This window comes from Streptomyces sp. NPDC000348, from assembly GCF_042898795.1.
Classification (GTDB): Bacteria; Actinomycetota; Actinomycetes; order Streptomycetales; family Streptomycetaceae; genus Streptomyces.
In genome coordinates, this window is the sequence record NZ_JBIAZD010000002.1 from 286,574 (window position 1) to 308,350 (window position 21,777).

Sequence of the window (21,777 nt, forward strand, 5' to 3'; positions counted from 1 at the left end):
CCCCGCATTATCGCGCTGCCGGTCGCCGGTCGCCCGTCATCCGTACAGCTCACGCGCCATTGCACCGCCAGTCCGCCACGCCCCACCGACCGTAAGTCGCTGAGCCTGCCCGGCGTGCAGGCGAGGCGCGAGCGCGCATCCCGCACGCCGGGTGACCGACCGGCCGACCGAAGGGCCGACGCGGGCAGGCCACCCGTTCTTCCGGGCCGCTCGCTCGCTTCTCCCCCGTGCTGGAGCGGGCCGGGTCAAGGGTGGCCCGAAGGGCCATCGGCGGAGCCGACGCGGAGTGGAGCGCAGCGGAACGCAGCGCCCTTGACGCGGGTCGCGGAAGCACGACACTGGCAAAGAAGCGAGTGGCCCAACGGCCACTTGCACAGGCTCCGGCCCCGTCAGGCCGCGGACAGCTCGCACCACACGTACCTGCCCCGGCTGCCCCGGCTGCCCCGGCTGCCCCGGCTGCCCCGGCTGCCCCGGCTGCCCTGTCTGGCCAGCGGTTGCCACCCCCACACGTCGGCGCAGGCCCGCACCAGCGCCAGCCCTCGCCCGTCCTCCGCCTCACCTTCGAACGGCCTCGGCGGCTCCGGAGGTTGGGGATCCGCGTCCCACGCCCCGATCCGCAACGTCCCCGGCGGCGACCAGTGCACGCGCAGGCCGGCGGGGCCCTTGGTGTGCCGTACGGCGTTGGAGACCAGCTCGGTGGCGAGCAGTTCGGCGACGTCGACGAGGCGGATCAGCCCGTGCATGGTCAGGATCAGGCGCAGGGTACGGCGGCTGACGGTGACGGCGCGCAGGTCGTTGGGGATGTACAGGGAGTACTCCCACGGTTCGTTTTCGGACATGCGGGACTCCGTTTCGAGTGCGGGGGGTTGGGGGCGGCTCCGGTGTCATTGCCGCAGCCGCCATGGCAGGACGGAGCGGTGCGCTTCCGGCGGACCGGTGTCGCACGGTGTGCGTCGCGTCACTGACGGTAGGGGTTAATCTTTCGGTTCAGCAAGCCCGTCCCGTAATCTGACGTCGAACGAGTCATGTTTCCCTGCCCGTTCAACGAGGAGTGGTCGATGACGACCAGGCGTGAACCAACGGCCCGTCAGTTGCGCCTGGCGGTGGAACTCAGACGACTGCGCGACGCGGCAGGTCTGAGCGCACGACAGGCGGCAACACTGCTCGGGGTGAGTCCGGTACAGGTCAGTCACATCGAGTCCGGCCTCTCGGGAGTGAGCGAAGAGCGGTTGCGCCGCCTCGCCTCCCACTACGCCTGCACGGACGCCGAGTTCGTGGACGCCTTGGTGGCGATGGCGACCGACCGGACACGTGGGTGGTGGGAGCAGTACCGATCTCTGCTGCCGACCCCTTTTCTCGACCTCGCCGAGTTGGAACATCACGCCACGTTTCTGCAGGAGGTCCAGTTCCTGTACATCCCCGGCCCGATCCAGACAGAGGACTACGCCCGCTCCGTCTTCGCCTACCGTGTACCCGAGTTGCCCGCCCAAGAGCTTGAGCTACGTGTTCGGCACCGCATGCAGCGCAAGGTGATCCTGGAGGGGCCCGAGCCCACTCCGTACGAGGCGGTCATTCACGAATCAGCGCTCCGGATCATGGTCGGAGACCGCACTGCCTCGCGAGCGCAACTGTCTCGCCTTCTGGAGGTGTCCGAGGAGGACCACATCACCGTGCGCGTGATCCCTTTCGACCTCGAAGGGTTCGCGGGTGCTGCAAGCGCCATGGTGTACGTCGGAGGCATGGTGCCGAAACTCGACACCGTGGTACGTGACACACCTGTCGGTACCGCATTCATTGACGCGGAGGCCCAACTCGGTTCTTTTCGAACTCTCTTCCGTAAAGTGGAGGCTGTGTCGCTCGACCCCGTGCGGTCACGTGACTTCATCCGCAGGCTGACGAAAGAGTTGTGAGGCATCCCATGGGCACCCCCCGCGTTTGGCGAAAGTCCTCCTACTCGGGCCCCGGTGACGGCAACTCGTGTCTTGAGATCGCACACACCCGCACCCTGGTGGCCATACGTGACTCCAAGGCTCCCGCGCACGGAACACTCGCCTTCCCCACGGAAGCCTTCGGTGCTTTCGTGCGAGCGATCAAGGGGACGGCAGGAAGGCTGTGAGGGACCCCCATGGAGAACTGGCGTAAGTCGTCCTACTCCGGTGGCGGCGACGGCAACAACTGCGTGGAGATAGCGACCTCACCCACCCACACAGCCGTCCGCGACTCCAAGGCCCCCGCCCGGGCCACCCTCACCTTCCCAACCGCCGCCTTCACGCGCTTCCTTGAGGGGCTGAAGGAACCCGGACCGGCGGGAACCGGCATGATGTCCCCCGGCTGACATCCCTGCCGGACACGATCCCGTGGATCGGACCGGACCGGACCGCTCCGGAACGGCACGGACAGCCGTCCCGCCCGGCCCTCATCCTGGAGCCCGCTTTGCCTTTACGGACAAGTACCACCCGCCCCGTGCTCCTGCTCCTGTCGACCGTGCTCGCGGCCGGAACGCTCACCGGTTGCGCGCTGCAGGAGCTCACCATGGACTGTGAGGGGACCGACGGCCGGGTGAAGGAGATGGCCGGGCTCGGCATCCTCGACTCCCGGCCCGCCGGGGCCACCGTCGCCCGGGGCTTCGAGGAGGTCGACGCCGGCTGCTGGGCGGACAGCGGCGACGTCTCGGTGTACGCCGGCCGGACCTACGCCTTCCCCGGCACGGAGGCCGAGGTAGCCGCCCACTACCGGACGGCGGCGGTACGGGACGGGTGGGACCCGGACCCCGAAGCCCCGTCCGGTGACCTGTGCTTCGTCAAGGAGGACATGACCCTGCGGGTCGTCTTCCTCACCGCCGAGGGCCTAGCGGAGGACGGCCACGAGAACCGCCCCGACCTCACCACCGGGGCCGGCTACTCGATCGACGTCGACTCGTTCATGAACAGCGGCGTCGAGCCGGGCTGCTAGAGGCGGCCGGCCCGCGCGCACCACCAGCCGGTGTCCACGCACGGGCGGCGCGGCGCACCGGGGGCGGCCATGACCGTCACGGTCGCCGGAGCCGGGCCGGCCGGACGGGGCACCCCCTGTCACACCCCACGGGTACCGTCGGACCATGCCCAACCAGTCCGCCCCGTCCGCAGCCGCCGCCCCCGGTGAACGCCGGCTCGCCACCCTCGAAGGCGTCCTGGAGCGGATCACGTACGCCAACGAGGAGAACGGCTACACGGTCGCCCGCGTCGACACCGGCAGAGGCGCCGGCGATCTGCTCACCGTCGTCGGCGCGCTGCTCGGCGCCCAGGTCGGGGAGTCCCTGCGGATGGAGGGGCGCTGGGGGTCGCACCCGCAGTACGGGAAGCAGTTCCACGTCGAGAACTACACGACCGTCCTCCCCGCCACGGTGCAGGGCATCCGCCGTTACCTCGGCTCCGGCCTGGTCAAGGGCATCGGCCCGGTCTTCGCCGACCGCATCACGCAGCACTTCGGCGTCGACACCCTCACCATCATCGAGGAGGAGCCCAAGCGCCTCATCGAGGTCCCCGGGCTCGGCCCCAAGCGGACCAAGAAGATCGCCGACGCCTGGGAGGAGCAGAAGGCGATCAAGGAGGTGATGCTCTTCCTCCAGACCGTCGAGGTCTCCACCTCCATCGCCGTCCGCATCTACAAGAAGTACGGCGACGCCTCGATCTCCGTCGTGAAGAACCAGCCCTACCGCCTCGCCTCCGACGTCTGGGGCATCGGCTTCCTCACCGCCGACAGGATCGCCCAGTCCGTCGGCATCCCGCACGACAGCCCGGACCGGGTGAAGGCCGGCCTGCAGTACGCCCTCTCGCAGGCCACCGACCAGGGCCACTGCTACCTCCCCGAGGAGAAGCTGATCGCCGACGCGGTGAAGCTGCTCCAGGTGGACACCGGACTCGTCATCGAGTGCCTCGCCGAGCTCGCCGCCGAGCCGGAGAACCCCGACGAGGACCCCGGTGTCGTACGGGAGAAGGTGCCCGCCCCCGACGGCGGCGACCCCGTCACCGCCGTCTACCTCGTCCCCTTCCACCGTGCCGAACTCGCCCTCTCCGCCCAGGTGCAGCGCCTGCTCCGCACCGACGAGGACCGGATGCCGGCCTTCCGGGACGTGGCCTGGGACAAGGCGCTCGGCTGGCTGAAGGACCGTACCGGCACCGACCTCGCCCCCGAACAGGAAGCCGCCGTCAAGCTGGCGCTGAGCGAGAAGGTCGCCGTCCTCACCGGCGGCCCCGGCTGCGGCAAGTCCTTCACCGTCCGCTCGATCGTGGAGCTGGCCCGCGCCAAGAAGGCCAAGGTCGTCCTCGCCGCCCCGACCGGCCGCGCCGCCAAGCGGCTCGCCGAGCTGACCGGCGCCGAGGCCTCCACCGTCCACCGCCTGCTGGAGCTCAAGCCCGGCGGCGACGCGGCCTACGACCGGGACCGCCCGCTCGACGCCGACCTGGTGGTGGTCGACGAGGCGTCCATGCTGGACCTGCTGCTCGCCAACAAGCTGGTCAAGGCGGTGCCCCCGGGCGCCCACCTCCTCTTCGTCGGCGACGTCGACCAGCTCCCCAGCGTCGGCGCGGGGGAGGTGCTCCGGGACCTCCTGGCGGAGGACGGCCCCGTCCCCGCCGTCCGGCTCACCCGCGTCTTCCGCCAGGCCCAGCAGTCGGGCGTGGTGACCAACGCGCACCGGATCAACGCGGGGCAGCACCCCGTCACCGACGGCATGAAGGACTTCTTCCTCTTCGTCGAGGACGACACCGAGGAGGCCGGCCGGCTCACCGTCGACGTCGCGGCCCGGCGCATCCCGGCGAAGTTCGGCCTCGACCCCCGCCGGGACGTGCAGGTCCTCGCCCCCATGCACCGGGGCCCGGCCGGCGCGGGCACGCTCAACGGGCTGCTCCAGCAGGCCATCACCCCCGGCCGCCCCGACCTCGCCGAGAAGCGGTTCGGCGGCCGGGTCTTCCGCGTCGGCGACAAGGTCACCCAGATCCGCAACAACTACGAGAAGGGGGAGAACGGGGTCTTCAACGGCACCGTGGGCGTGGTCACCGCACTCGACCCGGTCGACCAGCGCCTGACGGTGCTGACCGACGAGGACGAGGAGGTGCCGTACGACTTCGACGAACTGGACGAGCTGGCGCACGCCTACGCCGTGACCATCCACCGTTCCCAGGGCAGCGAGTACCCGGCGGTCGTCATCCCGGTGACCACGGGCGCCTGGATGATGCTCCAGCGCAACCTGCTCTACACGGCGGTCACCCGGGCCAAGCGGCTGGTCGTCCTCGTCGGCTCCCGCAAGGCGATCGACCAGGCGGTGCGCACGGTCTCGGCGGGCCGCCGGTGCACGGCGCTGGACTTCCGCCTCGCCGGCTCCCGCCTCCCGGGGGTCTGAACCACCGGGCGCGCGTCACCGCCATCACCGGGCGCGCGGCACCACTGTGAGCGGCCCGTCACCAAAAAATGATCGATCAAATGAGTCACGAAGGTCACAGAACCCTTCCGGATGGGGAACGCAAGGGGCAGGATGGGCAAGTTGGCGGCACTCAGTGCCGCCGATAGGCCCGATGGTCGACCCCGAGTGCACTCTCCTGCGCCGAGTGGGGGATGGTGGAGACAGTCAGGGCACCTCGAAGATGAGGCACTAGGTCGGTGAGGGAAGACGTGAGCGACAACTCTGTAGTACTGCGGTACGGCGGCAGCGAGTACACCTACCCGGTGATCGACAGCACCGTCGGCGACAAGGGCTTCGACATCGGGAAGCTCAGGGCCCAGACCGGTCTGGTGACACTGGACAGCGGCTACGGCAACACCGCCGCCTACAAATCCGGGATCACCTACCTGGACGGCGAGGCCGGCATCCTCCGGTACCGCGGCTACCCGATCGAGCAGCTGGCCGAGCGCTCCACCTTCCTGGAGGTCGCCTACCTGCTGATCAACGGCGAGCTGCCGACCGTCGACCAGCTCTCCGCGTTCAAGGGCGAGATCACCCAGCACACCCTGCTGCACGAGGACGTCAAGAACTTCTACCGGGGCTTCCCGCGTGACGCCCACCCGATGGCCATGCTGTCGTCGGTCGTCTCCGCGCTGTCGACGTTCTACCAGGACAGCCACAACCCGTTCGACGAGGAGCAGCGCAACCTCTCCACCATCCGCCTGCTCGCCAAGCTCCCGACGATCGCGGCGTACGCGTACAAGAAGTCGGTCGGCCACCCGTTCGTCTACCCGCGCAACGACCTCGGCTACGTCGAGAACTTCCTGCGCATGACGTTCTCGGTCCCCGCGCAGGACTACGAGCTCGACCCGGTCGTCGTGGCCGCCCTGGACAAGCTGCTCATCCTGCACGCGGACCACGAGCAGAACTGTTCGACCTCCACCGTCCGCCTGGTCGGCTCCTCGCAGGCGAACATGTTCGCCTCGATCTCCGCGGGCATCTCCGCCCTGTGGGGCCCGCTGCACGGTGGCGCCAACCAGTCGGTGCTGGAGATGCTCGAGGGCATCCAGGCCGCCGGCGGCGACGTCGACTCCTTCATCCGCAAGGTGAAGAACAAGGAGGACGGCGTCCGCCTGATGGGCTTCGGCCACCGGGTCTACAAGAACTTCGACCCGCGCGCCAAGATCATCAAGGCCGCCGCGCACGACGTGCTGTCCGCCCTCGGCAAGTCCGACGAGCTGCTGGACATCGCGCTGAAGCTGGAGGAGCACGCGCTCTCCGACGACTACTTCGTCTCGCGCAGCCTCTACCCGAACGTCGACTTCTACACCGGTCTGATCTACCGGGCCATGGGCTTCCCGACCGAGATGTTCACGGTCCTGTTCGCCCTCGGCCGCCTTCCGGGCTGGATCGCCCAGTGGCACGAGATGATCAAGGAGCCGGGTTCCCGCATCGGCCGCCCGCGCCAGATCTACACGGGCGTCGTCGAGCGCGACTTCGTCCCGGTCGAGGAGCGCTGACCGCCGCTCCGAGCCGCGCACGCGCCGGGCCCCGCACACGCTGGTCGTGTGCGGGGCCCGGCTGTCGTGCGCGGGAGAACGGCGCGGGAGAACGGCGCGGGAGAACGGGGTGAGGGAAAAGGCGCCCCGGCCGCCGGTCCCCCCACGGGCCGACGAACCAGGGCGCCTTCCCATGTCCCGGTGCGGATTCCCCCCACGGGATCCGGCCGGGCGTCTGTGAGGACAGCGCCTGAATCGCTGTGCGAGCGCGGACGGGCCTGAATCCGCCGCACTCGTCGGTGTGCGGTCTGCCGGGACAGCGCACGTGCGGGAGGGCCGCTCAAAGCTCCCCGCTGGGTACGTGCCCCGGCAACGCAATCTCCGGAGAAGGTCCCCCAAGACGTTCTCCAGATGTCAGGAAGCGCCCCCCAAGACGCTGCCCGACATCGCCAACTTAGACCTTCGAACCCCTTCGATGGTTACGTTCAGATCACTGTGATCCGCGTCTCTTGCATATCTCCCCAAGGTACGCAAGCGTCCGCAAACCACTCACGGGACCCAAGCGTAAGGATGATGCGCGAGCCTTGTGAAGAGCTTATGTGAGGGTCGTACCGGACGACAGGGGTACACCCCAACTCGAGACCTCAGCGGAACGCCCTCAGGCGCAGGCTGTTCGTCACCACGAAGACCGAGGAGAACGCCATCGCCGCACCGGCGATCATCGGGTTCAGCAGCCCGGCCGCGGCCAGCGGCAGCGCGGCCACGTTGTAGCCGAAGGCCCACACCAGATTGCCCTTGATGGTGCCGAGCGTCCTGCGGGAGAGCCGTATCGCGTCCGCCGCCACCCGCAGGTCGCCGCGGACCAGGGTCAGGTCGCCCGCTTCGATCGCCGCGTCCGTGCCGGTGCCCATGGCGAGACCCAGATCGGCGACGGCCAGCGCGGCCGCGTCGTTGACGCCGTCGCCGACCATGGCGACGCTGCGCCCCTCGTCCTGCAGCCGGCGCACGACGTCGGCCTTGTCCTCGGGCAGCACCTCGGCGATCACCCGGTCGATGCCCACGGTCCGCGCCACCGCCTCGGCCACGGTCCGGTTGTCACCGGTCAGCAGCACCGGCGTGAGCCCCAGGGCGCGCAGCTCGCGCACCGCCTCGGCACTGGTCTCCTTCACGGCGTCGGCGACCGCGAGGACACCGCGCGCCACCCCGTCCCAGCCGGCCACGACCGCCGTGCGCCCGTCCCGCTCGGCCTCGTCCTTCGCCCGGGCCAGCTCCGGCGGCAGTTCCTCGAAGAGGCGTCCCACGGCCACCTCGTGGCCCTCCACGCGCCCGCGTACGCCCCGGCCGGGCACGTTCTCGAAGTGCTCGGCGCCGGGCAGCGCGCCCACGCGCTCCTCGGCGCCCGCGGCGATCGCCCGCGCGACGGGGTGCTCGGAGGCGTGCTCCAGGGCGCCCGCCAGCCGCAGCAGCCGCTGCTCGTCGGTGCCCTCGGCGGCGTACACCTCCTGGAGGGTCATCCGTCCGGTGGTGACGGTGCCGGTCTTGTCCAGGACGACGGTGTCGACGCGGCGGGTGGACTCCAGGACCTCGGGGCCCTTGATGAGGATGCCGAGCTGGGCGCCCCGCCCGGTGCCGACCATCAGCGCGGTCGGCGTGGCCAGTCCGAGGGCGCAGGGGCAGGCGATGATCAGTACGGCGACGGCGGCGGTGAACGCGGCGACGGTGTCCCCCGTGGAACCGAGCCACATCCCGAAGGTGCCGATCGCGATCAGCAGCACCACGGGGACGAAGATCCCGGAGATCCGGTCGGCGAGGCGCTGCACCTGCGCCTTGCCGTTCTGCGCCTCCTCGACCATCCGCGCCATCCGCGCGAGCCGGGTGTCGGCGCCGATCCGGGTCGCCTCGACGACGAGCCGTCCGCCCGCGTTGACCGTGGCGCCGGTGACGGGGTCGCCGACGGTGACGTCCACCGGGACGGACTCGCCGGTCAGCATGGACGCGTCCACGGCGGAGAAGCCCTCCAGGACCGTGCCGTCGGTGGCGATCTTCTCCCCGGGCCGTACGACGAACCGGTCGCCGACGGCCAGCCGCTCCGCCGGTATCCGTACCTCGCGCCCGTCGCGCAGCACGGCGACGTCCTTGGCGCCCAGCTCCATCAGCGCCCGCAGGGCCGCTCCCGCGCGACGCTTGGAGCGGGCCTCCAGATAGCGGCCGAGCAGGATGAAGGCGGTGACGCCGGCGGCGACCTCCAGGTAGATGGTGGAGGCGCCGTCGGTGCGGGCGACGGTGAGTTCGAAGGGGTGCCGCATGCCGGGCATGCCCGCGTGGCCGAGGAACAGCGCCCACAGGGACCAGCCGAACGCGGCGAGCGTACCGACGGAGACCAGCGTGTCCATGGTGGCCGCGCCGTGCCGGATGTTGGTCCAGGCGGCCCGGTGGAAGGGGGCGGCGCCCCAGACCACGACCGGCGCGGCCAGGGTGAGCGAGAGCCACTGCCAGTTGTCGAACTGCAGGGGCGGGACCATCGCCAGCAGGACGACGGGGAGGGCGAGGAGCGCGGAGACGGTGAGGCGCCCGCGCAGGGCGGCCAGCTCCGGGTCGGCCTCCGCGGCGGGCGTCCCCTCGCTCTCGCCCCGCGGGGGAGCGGGTTCCTCGGCGGTGTAGCCGGTCCGCACCACCGTGCCGATCAGGTCGGCGACCTCGATGCCCGGCGGGTAGGTGATCCGGGCCTTCTCCGTCGCGTAGTTCACCGTGGCGGTGACGCCGTCCATGCGGTTGAGCTTCTTCTCGACACGGGCCGCGCAGGAGGCGCAGGTCATCCCGCCGATGAGCAGCTCGACCTCCGAGCGGGCCGCCTCTTCGGCGGCCGGTGCCTCGGTGGTGGTGGTGCTGGTCATGTCCGTACTCCAGGGACGTCCGGGGCTGCGGGAACGGTGGCGTGTCGGGCCGACGGTGCCGGACCCACGGTGGCGGACCCACGGTGGCGGACCGCGGGGAACGGGTGGCCGGTGCGGCCCGGTTCACGCCGTGCGGAAGCGGGAACTCCCGGCTCAGGCCTTGCCGACCAGCTCGAAGCCGGCCTCGTCGACGGCGGCGCGGACGGCCTCCTCGTCCAGCGGGGCCGCGGAGACGACGGTCACCTCGCCGGAGGAGGCGACCGCCCGCACCGAGCCGACACCGGAGAGCCGGGAGATCTCGCCGGAGACGGCGCCCTCGCAGTGCCCGCAGCTCATCCCGCTCACCTTGTAGACGGCGGTGACGGAACCCTGGGTGTCGGTCTGGGAGGTCATGTCGTTGCTCCTCGTCGAGGCGTGTGGGGTGCGTGTGGCCATGGCCACGACTCCAGGTTATACCCCTAGGGGGTATGAATCCAAGTAGGGCGGCCGGGGTGGCGCGGGACGGGACCGGGGACGCCGCGACAGGACGGGACCCGGGGGATAACGTTCCGCCGGAAGCGACGATCGCCGGAGGGCGGGACCAGACATGCGGGCAGTGGTGTTCGAGCGGTACGGGGAGCCGGCCGAGGTGCGGGAGGTCGCGGACCCGGAGCCCGCGGACCACGGGGTCGTGGTCCGCGTCGAGGCCACCGGCCTGTGCCGCAGCGACTGGCACGGCTGGCAGGGCCACGACCCGGACATCACCCTGCCGCACGTCCCCGGGCACGAACTCGCCGGGACCGTCGAGGCGGTCGGGGACCGGGTGACCGGCTGGCGCGCCGGGGACCGGGTCACCGTCCCCTTCGTCTGCGCCTGCGGTTCCTGCCCCGCCTGCGCGGCCGGCGACCAGCAGGTGTGCGAACGCCAGACCCAGCCCGGCTTCACCCACTGGGGCTCCTTCGCCCAGTACGTGGCGCTGGACCACGCGGACGTCAACCTCGTCGCGGTCCCCGACGGGATGTCCTTCGCGACGGCCGCCTCGCTCGGCTGCCGTTTCGCCACGGCCTACCGGGCGGTGGTGCAGCGGGGCCGGGTGGCGGCGGGGGAGTGGGTGGCCGTGCACGGCTGCGGCGGGGTGGGGCTGTCGGCGGTGATGATCGCCGCGGCGGCCGGCGCGCGCGTCGTCGCCGTCGACGTGTCGCCGGGGGCCCTCGACCTGGCGCGGAGGTTCGGCGCGGCGGAGTGCGTGGACGCGGCGGCCGTACAGGACCCCGCCGAGGCGGTCCGCGACCTCACCGGCGGCGGCGCCCACCTCTCCCTGGACGCCCTCGGCGCACCCGCCACCTGCGCCGCCTCGGTCGACGGCCTGCGCCGCCAGGGCCGTCACGTCCAGGTCGGCCTGCTGCCCTCCCCGACGGGCACCACGCCCGTCCCCATGGCCCGCGCCATCGCCCTCGAACTCGAACTCCTCGGCAGCCACGGCATGGCCGCGCACACCTATCCCCCGATGCTGGAACTGGTCCGCGCCGGCGTGCTCCGCCCCGATCTGCTGGTGACCTCCACCATCGCCCTGGACGCCGCCCCGCCCGCCCTCGCGGCCATGGGCGGGGCGGCGGCGGGGGCGGGCGTGACCGTCATCGAGCCCTGGAGCTGACCGGGCTCCCGCCCGGAGGGGCGACGGAGGGTCAGCCGTCCCTGCGGCCCCGGTTGCCCGGGCGGGAGGCGACCCACCTCCGGACGGTGTCGGCGTACCAGTAGGGCTTGCCCGCCTCCACGAGGTCGGGCGGGGGCAGCAGTCCGTGTTTGCGATAGGAGCGGACGGTGTCCGGCTGCACCTTGATGTGGGCCGCGATGTCCTTGTAGGACCACAGCGATCGGTCGGTCATGGTGGCACCTCCCCGTGCGCACCGCGGCGACGGCCGGGGGCGGCCGTCAGGGGGAGCCGGGTGCGCGCTGGTGATCGGGCATGCGTTGTGCCCGGTCAACGAGCCCTGCCGGCGGCAGGGCAGGGGCTGTGCGCCGGGTGTGACGGAAGGCCCGCGCAGGTGTGACGCCCGTGACGCCACGGGAGTGTTTGTGACAGGGATGCCACACAGGCGCACGCCGGTCCGTCGGCGGGGCGCGTTGACTTCTCCCGCGACTTCCCCCGCGACTTCTCCCGCGGCGGCGGGCCCGGGTAAGACCCCGGCAAGATCTGGTCCGAATGTCCGGACAAAACATTGACAGGGCTTCACGCGCAGGGCTAGAACCGGGGGGAGCCGTGGAGGCGAAGACGCCCCGCAGCCGTACGAAGGGGACGCGATGGCGTACGACGTGATCACCGTGAGGCGGACCGGGGTGGACCTCCACCCGCTCCGGGCGGGCGTACCGCTGCCGCGGGTCACGTCCTCCGGCGAGTTCCCCGGCGGCTCGCTCCGCCACGGCCGGCCGGGACCCGGAGCGGACCGTGCGGCACGCCGACGCCGCCGGGGCCGTCGTCGCCTCCCGCCCGGAGTGCTCCTCCGCGATGCCCACCCCCGGCGAGACCGCCGCGGCCCTCACCGCGGGGGCCGCCACATGACCGAGCCGCACGTCCCCCGGGGTGCCGCCACCGGCGCCCCACCGATCGCCTCCGGCGCGGGAGGCCGCTTCGCTTTGGCAGGAGCGAAGCGCGAGCGACGACTCCCCGCCCGCCGCGGCCCCGCGCCGGAGGTCCCACCGAAGTCCCATGTGTCCACTCGCGGACCCGAACGGCCGACACTGTGTCGGGCCCGTCCGGCGGCCCGGTCCTGGTGGGATGGAGCCGTGGCCGGGGCCGCGGCGCGTCCGCCCGCGGCCGGGGCACACGAGCTGTACGAACGGCACGTCTCCACCCGTCGCCGCCATCTGTGAAGGAGTTCTCGGTCATGACGAAGATCGTCAACCACTGGATCGGCGGCAGGACCGCCGAAGGCGCCTCGGGTACGTACGGCCCGGTGACGGACCCGGCGACCGGCGAGGTCACCACGAAGGTCGCGTTCGCGTCCGTCGAGGAGGTCGACGCCGCGGTCGCCGCCGCCAAGGAGGCGTACCTGAGCTGGGGCCAGTCCTCCCTGGCCACCCGCACCTCGATCCTCTTCAGGTTCCGCGCGCTGCTCGACGCCCACCGCGACGAGATCGCCGAGCTGATCACCGCCGAGCACGGCAAGGTGCACTCCGACGCGCTCGGCGAGGTGGCGCGCGGCCTGGAGATCGTCGACCTGGCCTGCGGGATCACCGTGCAGCTGAAGGGCGAGCTGTCCACCCAGGTCGCCAGCCGCGTCGACGTGTCCTCCATCCGCCAGCCGCTGGGCGTGGTCGCCGGCATCACGCCGTTCAACTTCCCGGCGATGGTGCCGATGTGGATGTTCCCCATCGCCATCGCCTGCGGCAACACGTTCGTGCTGAAGCCGTCCGAGAAGGACCCGTCGGCCTCGGTCCGCCTCGCCGAACTGCTCTCCGAGGCCGGCCTGCCCGACGGCGTGTTCAACGTCGTGCACGGCGACAAGGTGGCCGTCGACCGTCTCCTCGCCCACCCCGACGTCAAGGCGGTCTCCTTCGTCGGCTCCACCCCGATCGCCCGCTACATCCACACCACCGCCTCGGCGCACGGCAAGCGCGTCCAGGCCCTCGGCGGCGCCAAGAACCACATGCTGGTCCTGCCCGACGCCGACCTCGACGCGGCGGCCGACGCGGCCGTCTCCGCGGCCTACGGCTCGGCGGGCGAGCGCTGCATGGCGATCTCCGCGGTCGTCGCCGTCGGCGCGATCGGCGACACGCTGGTGGAGAAGATCCGCGAGCGCGCCGAGAAGATCAGGATCGGCCCCGGCAGCGACCCCGCCTCCGAGATGGGCCCCCTGATCACCAAGGTCCACCGCGACAAGGTGGCCTCCTACGTGGCCGGCGCGGCGGACGAGGGCGCCGAGGTCGTCCTGGACGGCACCGGCCACACCGTCGACGGTTACGAGAACGGCCACTGGATCGGCATCTCCCTCCTCGACAAGGTGCCGGTCACGGCGAAGGCCTACCAGGACGAGATCTTCGGCCCCGTCCTGTGCGTCCTGCGTACGGAGACCTACGAGGAGGCCATCGACCTCATCAACGCCTCCCCGTTCGGCAACGGCACCGCGATCTTCACCCGGGACGGCGGCGCCGCCCGCCGCTTCCAGCTGGAGGTCGAGGCCGGCATGGTCGGCGTGAACGTCCCGATCCCGGTCCCCGTCGGCTACCACTCCTTCGGCGGCTGGAAGGACTCCCTCTTCGGCGACCACCACATCTACGGCAACGACGGCACGCACTTCTACACCCGCGGCAAGGTCGTCACCACCCGCTGGCCCGACCCGGCCGACGCCCCCACCGGCGTCGACCTGGGCTTCCCGCGCAACCACTGACGGCGCGGGCCGTCATCCCGGCCGGCCGGGACCGTGCCCACCACCACGGTCCCGGCCCGCAGGGCCATCGGCCGGACGCAACCGCTCCGGGGGAACGGCCCACTCCCGGCCCCCGCCGACGGGACGCACGAACGCGGTCGAGCGCGGGCGCTGATCGCCCTGCCAGGGAGGGACGTACGCGGTGACGTCCTGGAGGATCCCCACACGTCCGGATTCCGGGTCCTCGACCAGGCTGCCGCGCGGGAGGTCTTCCGTACCCTGCGGCGGTCCGAGCCAGTCCACGTCCGACGGCCGCCCGGTCACCGCAGCCCGCCCTGGTGACTGCTCCAGCGGTTGAGCTCCCGAACCCGCGTGCTCAACGCCCGCGCGGACGACGGTGACGCCTCGTCATCCGGCCGCCGCTGCTCGCCGTCGCGCACCAGACCGTCCCTCAGACAGGCCAGCACCCGCAGCATCAACAACCACTCCTCAGCCGCGAGCGGCCGCGCCCGCTCGCTCACCGCGCCGTTCCGGCGGCCCGCAGCACGGCCGCGAGCTCCCGGGATCTCAGGAGCCTTCCACGAAGCGCGCGCCCGGTCCGGGGGTGCGGCACACGTCTTCCGGGGCGAGGTGGCTGTGCCCCGCAGCGCACTCGAGGACGACCTTGACCGGCTCGTCGCAGGAGCTCGCATCGTCGACGGGCCGGTGCCGGACGATGACCGACGGGCCCTGCGGGTCGGCGAGGTACGTGTCGCCCCATTCCAGGAGCGCCACGAGCGTGGGCCGCAATGCCCGGCCCTGCTCGGTGAGTTCGTAGGCGAAGCGCTGCCGATCGCCGGGCTCCTGATAGGGCACGCGGCGCATCACTCCCGCGGTCACCAAGGTCTCCAGCCGAGTCGCCAGGAGATTTCTGGCGATCCCGAGGCGGGAGTGGAACTCTCCGAACCGGCGTGCGCCGTCCAGCGCTTCACGGACGATCAGCAGCGACCAGCGCTCCCCCACCACCGAGAGGGCGCGCGCCACCGAGCAGTTCACCGGGTCGATTCGCCGCGTCTCCATGGGACGAGTGTACCCGCCTGGGTTTACAAGCTGAACTCAGTCCTCGTAGGCTCCGGCCTGAGTTGAAGAACTAAACTCACAAAGGAGATCGGCCATGCCCATGCTCGACGTGTACATTCCCGACGGCGCGCTCCAGCCGGACGCCGAGGCGGCGCTGCTGAACCGCATCACCGAGATCCTCGTCCGCAACGAGGGATTCGACCCCGCCGACCCGGTGAGCCGTTCCGTCTCCTGGCTCTGGCTGCACCGGCCGGCCGGCGTCTACGTCGGCGGAGAACCCGCGGACGCGCCTCGCTACAAGGTCGTCCCGTCCGTCCCCGAGGGCCAGCTCGACGAGCAGAAGCGTGCGAGCGTCATCGCCGAGGTCACCGAGGCGATCCTCGACGCGGAGAACGGCGCCTGGCCGCGTGACGCCAGCCGGATCTGGGTGTTCCCCACCGAGATCCCCGAGGGCCACTGGGGCGGCCGGGGCCAGATCAGGCCGCTCGCGGCGATCCTCGCCCGGCTCACCGGCGGCGACACCAGGCAGGCCCGTACGCTCGCGCGTGAGCGGATCGCTGCCAGCCGAGCCGAACACGCCCGCCTGCCCTGATGAGCGGCGAACGAAGTGGGGATCGACGCGGCCGGTGACACGGTCGTCAGGATCACTCCGATTCGGGCGACGTCGGCCTCGGCCACGGGTGGAGACCGCGCAGACAGCGGCAGCATTCCAGGAACCTGGTCCGGTGCCTCCTCGGCTTGATGTGGCCGTAGAGCTTGTCCTTGCCCAGGTCGCAGGCGGCGAACAGGTGCCTGACCCCGTGCGGGCGGGTGCAGGTCGCCCCGTAGGCGTCGCCGTGGTCGGCGCACATGATGACCAGCCACCGGCCCCGGGGGCGGAGCCCATCGAGCAGTCGGCCCACGTACTTATCGGCGTAGGCGAGTGCTGCGGCCTGCGAGGCGGTGCTGTCCTTGCTGCTGCCGAGGTGGTGTGCGGGAGCTGTTCGGCCGGGTGCGTGAGGTCGCGGTGGCCAAGGCCTGAGAGCGGTGGCGCCTCCGGGGAGCTGTCGGCAACCCCGGAGGCACCACCCGAGATACGGACGTCCCGACCCGGCCGACGCCCCCACCGGCGTCGACCTGGGCTTCCCGCGCAACCACTGAGCGTCACCGAACGCCCCCGGGGGCCGTCCGCTTATGCGGGCGGCCCCATTTTTTTGCGGTGCCTCCCTGCGGTTACCGCAGGGAGGCAAAGCCGCCCCCTCAGCGCCCTGTTGTGTCCGGATGGCCATGAACAGGACCCGAAGGCAACGGATTCCGTAGGCAAACACCCATTGACGTCACGGTTTCCGTCGGATTCCATTCTGCGCAACCGGGAGCGGACACACGACGTACGACCTGATCCGCCGGAGGCGATAGCGCTCCCGGCCCTCACTCCTCGTCGCACGAGTCGATCGGAACCGCCGCATGACCGACACGCTCCGCCCCGCCGAGACCGCCGTCCCCCCGGCGGTCCCGGACAGCCCCCAGAAGCTCAAGCGCTCCATCGGGGTCGTCGGCGGCACACTGCTGACCCTCTCGTGCGTGACACCGGCCTCGACGCTGTTCGTGGTCGTCCCCGACCTGTTCGGCTCCCTGGGCACCGCCACCGCCCTCACCATCGCCATCGGCTCGCTGCTCTGCGTCGCCGTGGCGTTCTGCTACTCGGAACTGGGCACCCTCGTCCCCAGCGCGGGCGGCGAGTACGCGATGGTCTCCACGCTCGCCGGACGGCTGGCGGGCTGGCTGGTCTTCGTGCTGTCCCTGCTGGTGGTGATGATCGTGCCACCGGTGATCGCGATGGGCACCGCCGACTACCTCGAACCGGTCGTGCGCCTCGACCCGTCCCTGGCGGGCGCCGCCGTCATGCTGCTCGCCACCCTCGCCGGCCTGCTGGACCTGCGCGCCAACGCCTGGATCACCGGCGTCTTCCTGGTCCTGGAGGTCGTCGCGGCGGCCGTGGTCGCGGTGCTGGGCTTCGCGCACGGCCGGCGCGGCCTCGACAGCCTGGCCTCCCTGGAGGTCGCCGGCGCCGACGGCGGCCCGGACGCCGTGACCGCCCTGCTGGTCGTCTCCGGCCTCGCCATCGCCCTGTTCATCACCCAGGGCTTCTCCACGGCCGTCTACCTCTCCGAGGAACTGGAGAACCCGCGCCGCAACGTGGCCCGCACGGTGCTGGCCACCCTCGGCATCTCCACCGTCGTCATCCTGGTCCCGGTCGTCGCGATCACCCTCGGCGCCTCCGACCTCGCCGAGCTGACCGGCGGCGACATCTCCGCCATGGTCACCGCCTGGTCCGACTCCGCCGTCGGCACCTTCGTCAGCCTCTGCGTGGCGCTCGCGATCGTCAACGCCGGCATCGTCATGGTCATCCAGAACTCGCGCGTCCTGTTCGCCTCCGCCCGCGACCGGGCCTGGCCCGCGCCGGTGAACGCCGTCTTCTCCCGGCTCGGCCGCTTCGGCTCCCCCTGGGTCGCCACCCTCGCGGTCGGCGTCCCCGGCGCGGCCCTGTGCTTCGTGGACCTGGACACCCTGTACGGGGTCACGGGCGTCTCCGTCACCGGCATGTACCTGCTCGTCGCCGTCGCCGCCCTGCTCTCCCGCCGCGGCGCCCACCGCCACGCCCGCGCCTGGCGCATGCCGCTGTGGCCCGCCGTACCGGTCCTCCTGATCGTGGTCCTGGGCTACATCCTCACCCAGCAGGAGCCCGGCCACCTCCTGTGGACCGGCGGCATCACGGCGGCCGCCACCCTCTACTGGGCCCTCTACCTGCGTCCCCGCCCCACCACCCGCTGGCTGGTGACCCTCCCGGAGGACGCCCGGTCCTGAGCCGCCCGCGTACCACGGACGCGGTACGCGGCGGCGGCCCCGTACGCCCGCGGGAGGTCCCCGGTCTCGGTCCGCGGTCGACATCGCGGCGACAGGTTGACGCCGTACGGTTGACGCATGGATCTTCGACTGCCCGGATCGCGGTGGCTGCGGTCACGGCGGCCGCGACGGATCACCGCCGCCGCGGCCGCCGTCGTCGTGCTCGCCGGTGCCGGTACGTGGACCGCCGTCGCCGCCGACGACGCGCCCGCGGTCCGCCGCGCCGACCGGGTCATGAACGTGGACGACGGGGTGCGGATCGACACCTCGTACTTCACCGCCGGACCCGGCGGCCGCCGCCCCGCCGTCCTGCTCGGGCACGGCTTCGGCGGCAGCAAGGACGACGTGCGGGAGCAGGCCGAGGACCTCGCGCGCGACGGATACGCGGTCCTCACCTGGTCCGCGCGCGGCTTCGGCGGGTCGACCGGGAGGATCGGGCTGAACGACCCGCAGGGCGAGGTCGCCGACGTCTCCCGGCTGATCGACTGGCTGGCGGACCGGCCCGAGGTGCGGCTCGACAAGGACGGCGACCCGCGGGTGGGCATGGCCGGCGGCTCGTACGGCGGCGCCATCGCCCTGCTCGGCGCCGGGTACGACGACCGGGTCGACGCCATCGCCCCGGCGATCACCTACTTCGACCTCGCCGACGCGTTCTTCCCGAACGGCGTCCTCAAGAAGCTGTGGGCCGGCGTCTTCGTCAACTCCGGCGGCGGCTGCGAGAAGTTCCAGCCCGCCCTGTGCGAGATGTACCAGCGGGTCGCCGAGTCCGGCGTCCCGGACGCCGCGGCGCGCGAACTGCTCCAGGCGCGCTCGCCGTCCGCCGTCGCCGACCGCATCGACGTGCCCACGCTCCTGGTGCAGGGCCAGACCGACTCCCTCTTCCCGCTCGGCCAGGCCGACGCCGCCGCGAAGGCGATCCGCGCCAACGGCGCCCCGGTCGACGTCGACTGGATCGCGGGCGGCCACGACGGCGGTGACCTGGAGAGCGCCCGGGTGCAGGGACGGGTCGAGGCGTGGTTCGACCGGTACCTCAAGGGCGACGAGAGCGCCGACACCGGCCCCGCCTTCCGCGTCACCCGCACCGGAGGCGTCGACTCCACCGACGGACAGGCCGTGCTGAGCGGCGCGAGCGCCGACGCCTACCCGGGCCTGACGAACGGCGGCCGGTCCCTCCCCCTCACCGGACGCGAACAGAGCTTCGCCAACCCGGCCGGCGCCAGTCCGCCCGCCGTCTCCTCCCTGCCCGGCCTCGGCGGCTCCGGCGGACTCGCCCAGCTCTCCTCGCTCGGCGTCGGCGTCTCCCTGGACTTCCCGGGCCAGTACGCCCGCTTCGAGTCCGCCCCGGTCGGCAACGACCTGCGGATCACCGGATCGCCGACCGCCACCGTGCACGTGAGGTCGACCAGTGACGACGCCGTCCTCTTCGGCAAGGTGTACGACGTCGGCCCGGACGGACGGCAGCAGGTGCTCCCCTCGCAGCTGGTCGCGCCCGTCCGCGTCGAGGGCGCCAGGTCCGGCAAGGACGTGACGCTCACCCTCCCGGCCGTCGACCACGAGGTCCAGAAGGGCCACCGGCTGCGCCTGGTCCTCGCCTCCACCGACCTCGGCTACGCCTCCCCGGCCGCCCCGGCGACGTACACCGTCTCCCTGAAGAGCGACCTCACGGTGCCCACCGCACCCGGCGTGACCACCGCCGCGGCCCCGCTGCCCGGGTGGGTGGTGTGGCTGCCGGTCGCCGGCGCCCTGATCGCCCTCGCCCTGCTGCTCACCGGCCGCCGCCGCACCACCGCACCGGCGCCCGACCCCGCACTGGCCGAGGTGCCGCTCCAGATCACCGGCCTGAGCAAGCGGTACGCCCGCTCCTCGGACCGGTACGCCGTGCGGGAGCTCTCCTTCCGGGTCGAGAAGGGCCAGGTGCTCGGCCTCCTCGGCCCGAACGGCGCGGGCAAGACGACCACCCTGCGCATGCTGATGGGCCTGATCAAGCCCGACGGCGGCGAGATCCGCGTCTTCGGCCACGCCATCCGCCCCGGCGCCCCCGTGCTCTCCCGGGTCGGCGCCTTCGTCGAGGGCGCGGGCTTCCTGCCGCACCTGTCCGGCCGGGAGAACCTGGAGCTGTACTGGCGGGCCACCGGACGCCCGCCCGGGGACGCCCACCTGGAGGAGGCCCTGGAGATCGCGGGCCTCGGCGACGCGCTCGCCCGCGCGGTGCGCACCTACTCCCAGGGCATGCGCCAGCGCCTCGCCATCGCCCAGGCCATGCTCGGCCTCCCGGACCTGCTCATCCTCGACGAGCCGACCAACGGACTCGACCCGCCGCAGATCCGCGAGATGCGCGAGGTGATGATCCGGTACGCGGCCGCCGGACGCACCGTGATCGTCTCCAGCCACCTGCTGTCCGAGGTCGAGCAGTCCTGCACCCACCTCGTCGTCATGGACCGCGGGCGGCTGGTCCAGGCGGGCCCGGTGCACGAGATCGTCGGCTCCGGCGACACCCTGCTCGTCGGCACCGTCACGCCCGTGGACGAGCCGGTCGCCGGGAAGATCGCCGCGCTGCCGGGCGTCGCCTCCGCCGTCCGCACCGACGAGGGGCTGCTGGTCCGGCTCGACGCCGACGGCACCGCCCCGCGCCTGGTGGCCGAGCTGGTCCGGCTGGAGGTGCCCGTGGCGTCCGTGGGCCCGCACCGCCGTCTCGAAGACGCCTTCCTCACCCTGATCGGAGGTTCCGCATGAGCACGCTCACCGAGCGAGGCGGGCAGACCGGGCCGGCCGGCCCGGCCGGACCCGTGGAGGTCGCCGCCGGCTACCGCGCGGGCCGGACCCTGCCGCTGCGGGTGGAGCTGGTCCGCCAGCTCAAGCGCCGCCGCACCCTCGTGATGGGCGCGGTCCTCGCCGTCCTGCCGTTCGTGCTGGTGGTCGCCTTCGCGATCGGCGGCGAACCGGACGGCCGGGGCGACCGCGTCAACCTGATGGACACGGCCACCGCGTCCGGCGCCAACTTCGCCGCCGTGAACCTCTTCGTGTCCGCGGGCTTCCTGCTGGTCATCCCGGTCGCCCTGTTCTGCGGGGACACGGTCGCCTCGGAGGCCGGCTGGTCCTCCCTGCGCTATCTGCTCGCCGCGCCGGTGCCCCGGATGCGGCTGCTGTGGTCCAAGCTGATCGTCGGACTGGGGCTGAGCCTGGCCGCGATGGTGCTGCTGCCGGTGGTGGCGCTCGCCGTCGGCACGGCCGCCTACGGCTGGGGTCCGCTGCAGATCCCCACCGGCGGCGCGCTCGACCCCGGCACGGCGGCGCAGCGGCTCGTGGTGGTCGTGGCATACCTGTTCGTGTCGCAGCTGGTCACCGCCGGGCTCGCGTTCTGGCTGTCGACCCGCACCGACGCCCCGCTGGGCGCGGTCGGCGGCGCGGTCGGCCTGACCATCGTCGGCAACGTCCTGGACGCCGTCACCGCCCTCGGCGACTGGCGGCACTTCCTGCCCGCGCACTGGCAGTTCGCCTGGGCGGACGCCGTCCAGCCGGACCCCGAGTGGTCCGGCATGATCCAGGGCGCCTCGGTGTCCGTGACGTACGCGCTGGTGCTGTTCGCGCTGGCGTTCCGCGGGTTCGTCCGCAAGGACGTGGTGTCGTAGCCGGTGGTCCCTCCCGGCCGCAGAGCGGGCCAATCGGGTGAAACCGCG

General features: G+C 72.1%; 19 protein-coding genes and 2 pseudogenes. 14 read left to right on the forward strand and 7 right to left on the reverse strand.

Features of this window, described 5'->3' with window-relative positions:
• Nucleotides 1-389 precede the first annotated feature (389 nt).
• Nucleotides 390-839: an ATP-binding protein gene (locus ACFY3N_RS05160; protein ID WP_390815262.1), complete on the reverse strand. Its 450-nt coding sequence runs from the start codon at nucleotides 837-839 to the stop codon at nucleotides 390-392.
• A gap of 219 nt (nucleotides 840-1,058) precedes the next feature.
• Here ACFY3N_RS05160 and ACFY3N_RS05165 point away from each other — a divergent pair, with 219 nt between their 5' ends.
• The 6 genes from ACFY3N_RS05165 to ACFY3N_RS05190 all read left to right on the forward strand — a co-directional run bounded on the left by ACFY3N_RS05165 (nucleotide 1,059) and on the right by ACFY3N_RS05190 (nucleotide 6,939).
• Nucleotides 1,059-1,910 carry a helix-turn-helix domain-containing protein gene (locus ACFY3N_RS05165; protein WP_390815263.1) on the forward strand — a complete coding sequence of 284 codons (852 nt, stop codon included), beginning with the start codon at nucleotides 1,059-1,061 and terminating at the stop codon, nucleotides 1,908-1,910.
• An 8-nt stretch (nucleotides 1,911-1,918) separates the two neighbouring features.
• Complete coding sequence (locus ACFY3N_RS05170) at nucleotides 1,919-2,116, forward strand: DUF397 domain-containing protein (protein WP_390815559.1); 198 nt, start codon at nucleotides 1,919-1,921, stop codon at nucleotides 2,114-2,116.
• Nucleotides 2,117-2,125: 9 nt separating this feature from the next.
• Nucleotides 2,126-2,335: a DUF397 domain-containing protein gene (locus tag ACFY3N_RS05175; protein ID WP_390815264.1), complete on the forward strand. Its 210-nt coding sequence runs from the start codon at nucleotides 2,126-2,128 to the stop codon at nucleotides 2,333-2,335.
• A 128-nt stretch (nucleotides 2,336-2,463) separates the two neighbouring features.
• A complete protein-coding gene (locus tag ACFY3N_RS05180) occupies nucleotides 2,464-2,952 on the forward strand; it encodes a hypothetical protein (protein WP_390815265.1) in 489 nt (162 codons plus the stop codon).
• Between the two features lie 145 nt (nucleotides 2,953-3,097).
• Nucleotides 3,098-5,380, forward strand: a complete 2,283-nt coding sequence (locus tag ACFY3N_RS05185) for an ATP-dependent RecD-like DNA helicase (protein WP_390815266.1) — start codon at nucleotides 3,098-3,100, stop codon at nucleotides 5,378-5,380.
• 269 nt (nucleotides 5,381-5,649) lie between these two features.
• Nucleotides 5,650-6,939 (forward strand): citrate synthase, encoded by a 1,290-nt coding sequence (locus ACFY3N_RS05190; protein WP_390815267.1) that lies wholly within the window; start codon nucleotides 5,650-5,652, stop codon nucleotides 6,937-6,939.
• A 623-nt stretch (nucleotides 6,940-7,562) separates the two neighbouring features.
• Here the strand turns inward: ACFY3N_RS05190 and ACFY3N_RS05195 are convergent.
• Nucleotides 7,563-9,812 carry a heavy metal translocating P-type ATPase gene (locus ACFY3N_RS05195; protein WP_390815268.1) on the reverse strand — a complete coding sequence of 750 codons (2,250 nt, stop codon included), beginning with the start codon at nucleotides 9,810-9,812 and terminating at the stop codon, nucleotides 7,563-7,565.
• Between the two features lie 153 nt (nucleotides 9,813-9,965).
• The gene (locus ACFY3N_RS05200) at nucleotides 9,966-10,205 is read right to left on the reverse strand and encodes a heavy-metal-associated domain-containing protein (RefSeq protein WP_390815269.1); all 240 of its coding nucleotides are present in this window, start codon (nucleotides 10,203-10,205) and stop codon (nucleotides 9,966-9,968) included.
• 193 nt (nucleotides 10,206-10,398) lie between these two features.
• Between ACFY3N_RS05200 and ACFY3N_RS05205 the strand changes: the two genes are divergently transcribed.
• The gene (locus tag ACFY3N_RS05205; protein ID WP_390815270.1) at nucleotides 10,399-11,445 is read left to right on the forward strand and encodes a zinc-dependent alcohol dehydrogenase family protein; all 1,047 of its coding nucleotides are present in this window, start codon (nucleotides 10,399-10,401) and stop codon (nucleotides 11,443-11,445) included.
• Nucleotides 11,446-11,476: 31 nt separating this feature from the next.
• On the opposite strand, the gene ACFY3N_RS05210 is transcribed toward ACFY3N_RS05205, so the two are convergent.
• A complete protein-coding gene (locus ACFY3N_RS05210; protein WP_390815271.1) occupies nucleotides 11,477-11,677 on the reverse strand; it encodes a helix-turn-helix transcriptional regulator in 201 nt (66 codons plus the stop codon).
• Between the two features lie 536 nt (nucleotides 11,678-12,213).
• Between ACFY3N_RS05210 and ACFY3N_RS05215 the strand changes: the two are divergent.
• The 3 genes and pseudogenes from ACFY3N_RS05215 to mmsA all read left to right on the forward strand — a co-directional run.
• Nucleotides 12,214-12,351: pseudogene (locus ACFY3N_RS05215) on the forward strand (5-dehydro-2-deoxygluconokinase); the annotation flags it as partial.
• A 41-nt stretch (nucleotides 12,352-12,392) separates the two neighbouring features.
• Nucleotides 12,393-12,488 (forward strand): annotated as a pseudogene (locus ACFY3N_RS05220) (5-deoxy-glucuronate isomerase); the annotation flags it as partial.
• A 188-nt stretch (nucleotides 12,489-12,676) separates the two neighbouring features.
• Complete coding sequence (gene mmsA, locus ACFY3N_RS05225; protein ID WP_390815272.1) at nucleotides 12,677-14,179, forward strand: CoA-acylating methylmalonate-semialdehyde dehydrogenase; 1,503 nt, start codon at nucleotides 12,677-12,679, stop codon at nucleotides 14,177-14,179.
• A 299-nt stretch (nucleotides 14,180-14,478) separates the two neighbouring features.
• On the opposite strand, the gene ACFY3N_RS05230 is transcribed toward mmsA, so the two are convergent.
• A complete protein-coding gene (locus ACFY3N_RS05230) occupies nucleotides 14,479-14,679 on the reverse strand; it encodes a hypothetical protein (RefSeq protein ID WP_390815273.1) in 201 nt (66 codons plus the stop codon).
• 46 nt (nucleotides 14,680-14,725) lie between these two features.
• Nucleotides 14,726-15,217 (reverse strand): winged helix-turn-helix transcriptional regulator, encoded by a 492-nt coding sequence (locus ACFY3N_RS05235; RefSeq protein ID WP_390815274.1) that lies wholly within the window; start codon nucleotides 15,215-15,217, stop codon nucleotides 14,726-14,728.
• A gap of 94 nt (nucleotides 15,218-15,311) precedes the next feature.
• Here ACFY3N_RS05235 and ACFY3N_RS05240 point away from each other — a divergent pair, with 94 nt between their 5' ends.
• Nucleotides 15,312-15,809: a hypothetical protein gene (locus ACFY3N_RS05240; protein ID WP_390815275.1), complete on the forward strand. Its 498-nt coding sequence runs from the start codon at nucleotides 15,312-15,314 to the stop codon at nucleotides 15,807-15,809.
• 52 nt (nucleotides 15,810-15,861) lie between these two features.
• Here ACFY3N_RS05240 and ACFY3N_RS05245 read toward each other — a convergent pair whose 3' ends face one another.
• Nucleotides 15,862-16,068, reverse strand: coding sequence for a hypothetical protein (locus tag ACFY3N_RS05245; protein ID WP_390815573.1), 207 nt, complete (start codon nucleotides 16,066-16,068; stop codon nucleotides 15,862-15,864).
• A 592-nt stretch (nucleotides 16,069-16,660) separates the two neighbouring features.
• Here ACFY3N_RS05245 and ACFY3N_RS05250 point away from each other — a divergent pair.
• The 3 genes from ACFY3N_RS05250 to ACFY3N_RS05260 all read left to right on the forward strand — a co-directional run bounded on the left by ACFY3N_RS05250 (nucleotide 16,661) and on the right by ACFY3N_RS05260 (nucleotide 21,729).
• Nucleotides 16,661-18,061 (forward strand): APC family permease, encoded by a 1,401-nt coding sequence (locus tag ACFY3N_RS05250; RefSeq protein WP_390815276.1) that lies wholly within the window; start codon nucleotides 16,661-16,663, stop codon nucleotides 18,059-18,061.
• A 117-nt stretch (nucleotides 18,062-18,178) separates the two neighbouring features.
• Nucleotides 18,179-20,833 carry an alpha/beta fold hydrolase gene (locus ACFY3N_RS05255; protein ID WP_390815277.1) on the forward strand — a complete coding sequence of 885 codons (2,655 nt, stop codon included), beginning with the start codon at nucleotides 18,179-18,181 and terminating at the stop codon, nucleotides 20,831-20,833.
• The gene (locus ACFY3N_RS05260; RefSeq protein ID WP_390815278.1) at nucleotides 20,830-21,729 is read left to right on the forward strand and encodes an ABC transporter permease; all 900 of its coding nucleotides are present in this window, start codon (nucleotides 20,830-20,832) and stop codon (nucleotides 21,727-21,729) included. Before ACFY3N_RS05255 ends, ACFY3N_RS05260 begins: the two co-directional genes overlap by 4 nt.
• The last annotated feature ends 48 nt before the right edge of the window (nucleotides 21,730-21,777 follow it).

Excerpts from the sequence above, each read along its gene's own strand:
- ACFY3N_RS05235 (WP_390815274.1), bottom strand. The coding sequence starts at position 15,217 with ATGGAGACGCGGCGAATCGACCCGGTGAACTGCTCGGTGGCGCGCGCC.
- ACFY3N_RS05165 (WP_390815263.1), top strand. The coding sequence starts at position 1,059 with ATGACGACCAGGCGTGAACCAACGGCCCGTCAGTTGCGCCTGGCGGTG.
- ACFY3N_RS05170 (WP_390815559.1), top strand. The coding sequence starts at position 1,919 with ATGGGCACCCCCCGCGTTTGGCGAAAGTCCTCCTACTCGGGCCCCGGT.
- ACFY3N_RS05200 (WP_390815269.1), bottom strand. The coding sequence starts at position 10,205 with ATGACCTCCCAGACCGACACCCAGGGTTCCGTCACCGCCGTCTACAAG.
- ACFY3N_RS05160 (WP_390815262.1), bottom strand. The coding sequence starts at position 839 with ATGTCCGAAAACGAACCGTGGGAGTACTCCCTGTACATCCCCAACGAC.
- ACFY3N_RS05240 (WP_390815275.1), top strand. The coding sequence starts at position 15,312 with ATGCCCATGCTCGACGTGTACATTCCCGACGGCGCGCTCCAGCCGGAC.
- ACFY3N_RS05260 (WP_390815278.1), top strand. The coding sequence starts at position 20,830 with ATGAGCACGCTCACCGAGCGAGGCGGGCAGACCGGGCCGGCCGGCCCG.
- ACFY3N_RS05255 (WP_390815277.1), top strand. The coding sequence starts at position 18,179 with ATGGATCTTCGACTGCCCGGATCGCGGTGGCTGCGGTCACGGCGGCCG.
- ACFY3N_RS05250 (WP_390815276.1), top strand. The coding sequence starts at position 16,661 with ATGACCGACACGCTCCGCCCCGCCGAGACCGCCGTCCCCCCGGCGGTC.
- mmsA (WP_390815272.1), top strand. The coding sequence starts at position 12,677 with ATGACGAAGATCGTCAACCACTGGATCGGCGGCAGGACCGCCGAAGGC.
- ACFY3N_RS05185 (WP_390815266.1), top strand. The coding sequence starts at position 3,098 with ATGCCCAACCAGTCCGCCCCGTCCGCAGCCGCCGCCCCCGGTGAACGC.
- ACFY3N_RS05205 (WP_390815270.1), top strand. The coding sequence starts at position 10,399 with ATGCGGGCAGTGGTGTTCGAGCGGTACGGGGAGCCGGCCGAGGTGCGG.
- ACFY3N_RS05210 (WP_390815271.1), bottom strand. The coding sequence starts at position 11,677 with ATGACCGACCGATCGCTGTGGTCCTACAAGGACATCGCGGCCCACATC.
- ACFY3N_RS05195 (WP_390815268.1), bottom strand. The coding sequence starts at position 9,812 with ATGACCAGCACCACCACCACCGAGGCACCGGCCGCCGAAGAGGCGGCC.
- ACFY3N_RS05175 (WP_390815264.1), top strand. The coding sequence starts at position 2,126 with ATGGAGAACTGGCGTAAGTCGTCCTACTCCGGTGGCGGCGACGGCAAC.
- ACFY3N_RS05245 (WP_390815573.1), bottom strand. The coding sequence starts at position 16,068 with ATGTGCGCCGACCACGGCGACGCCTACGGGGCGACCTGCACCCGCCCG.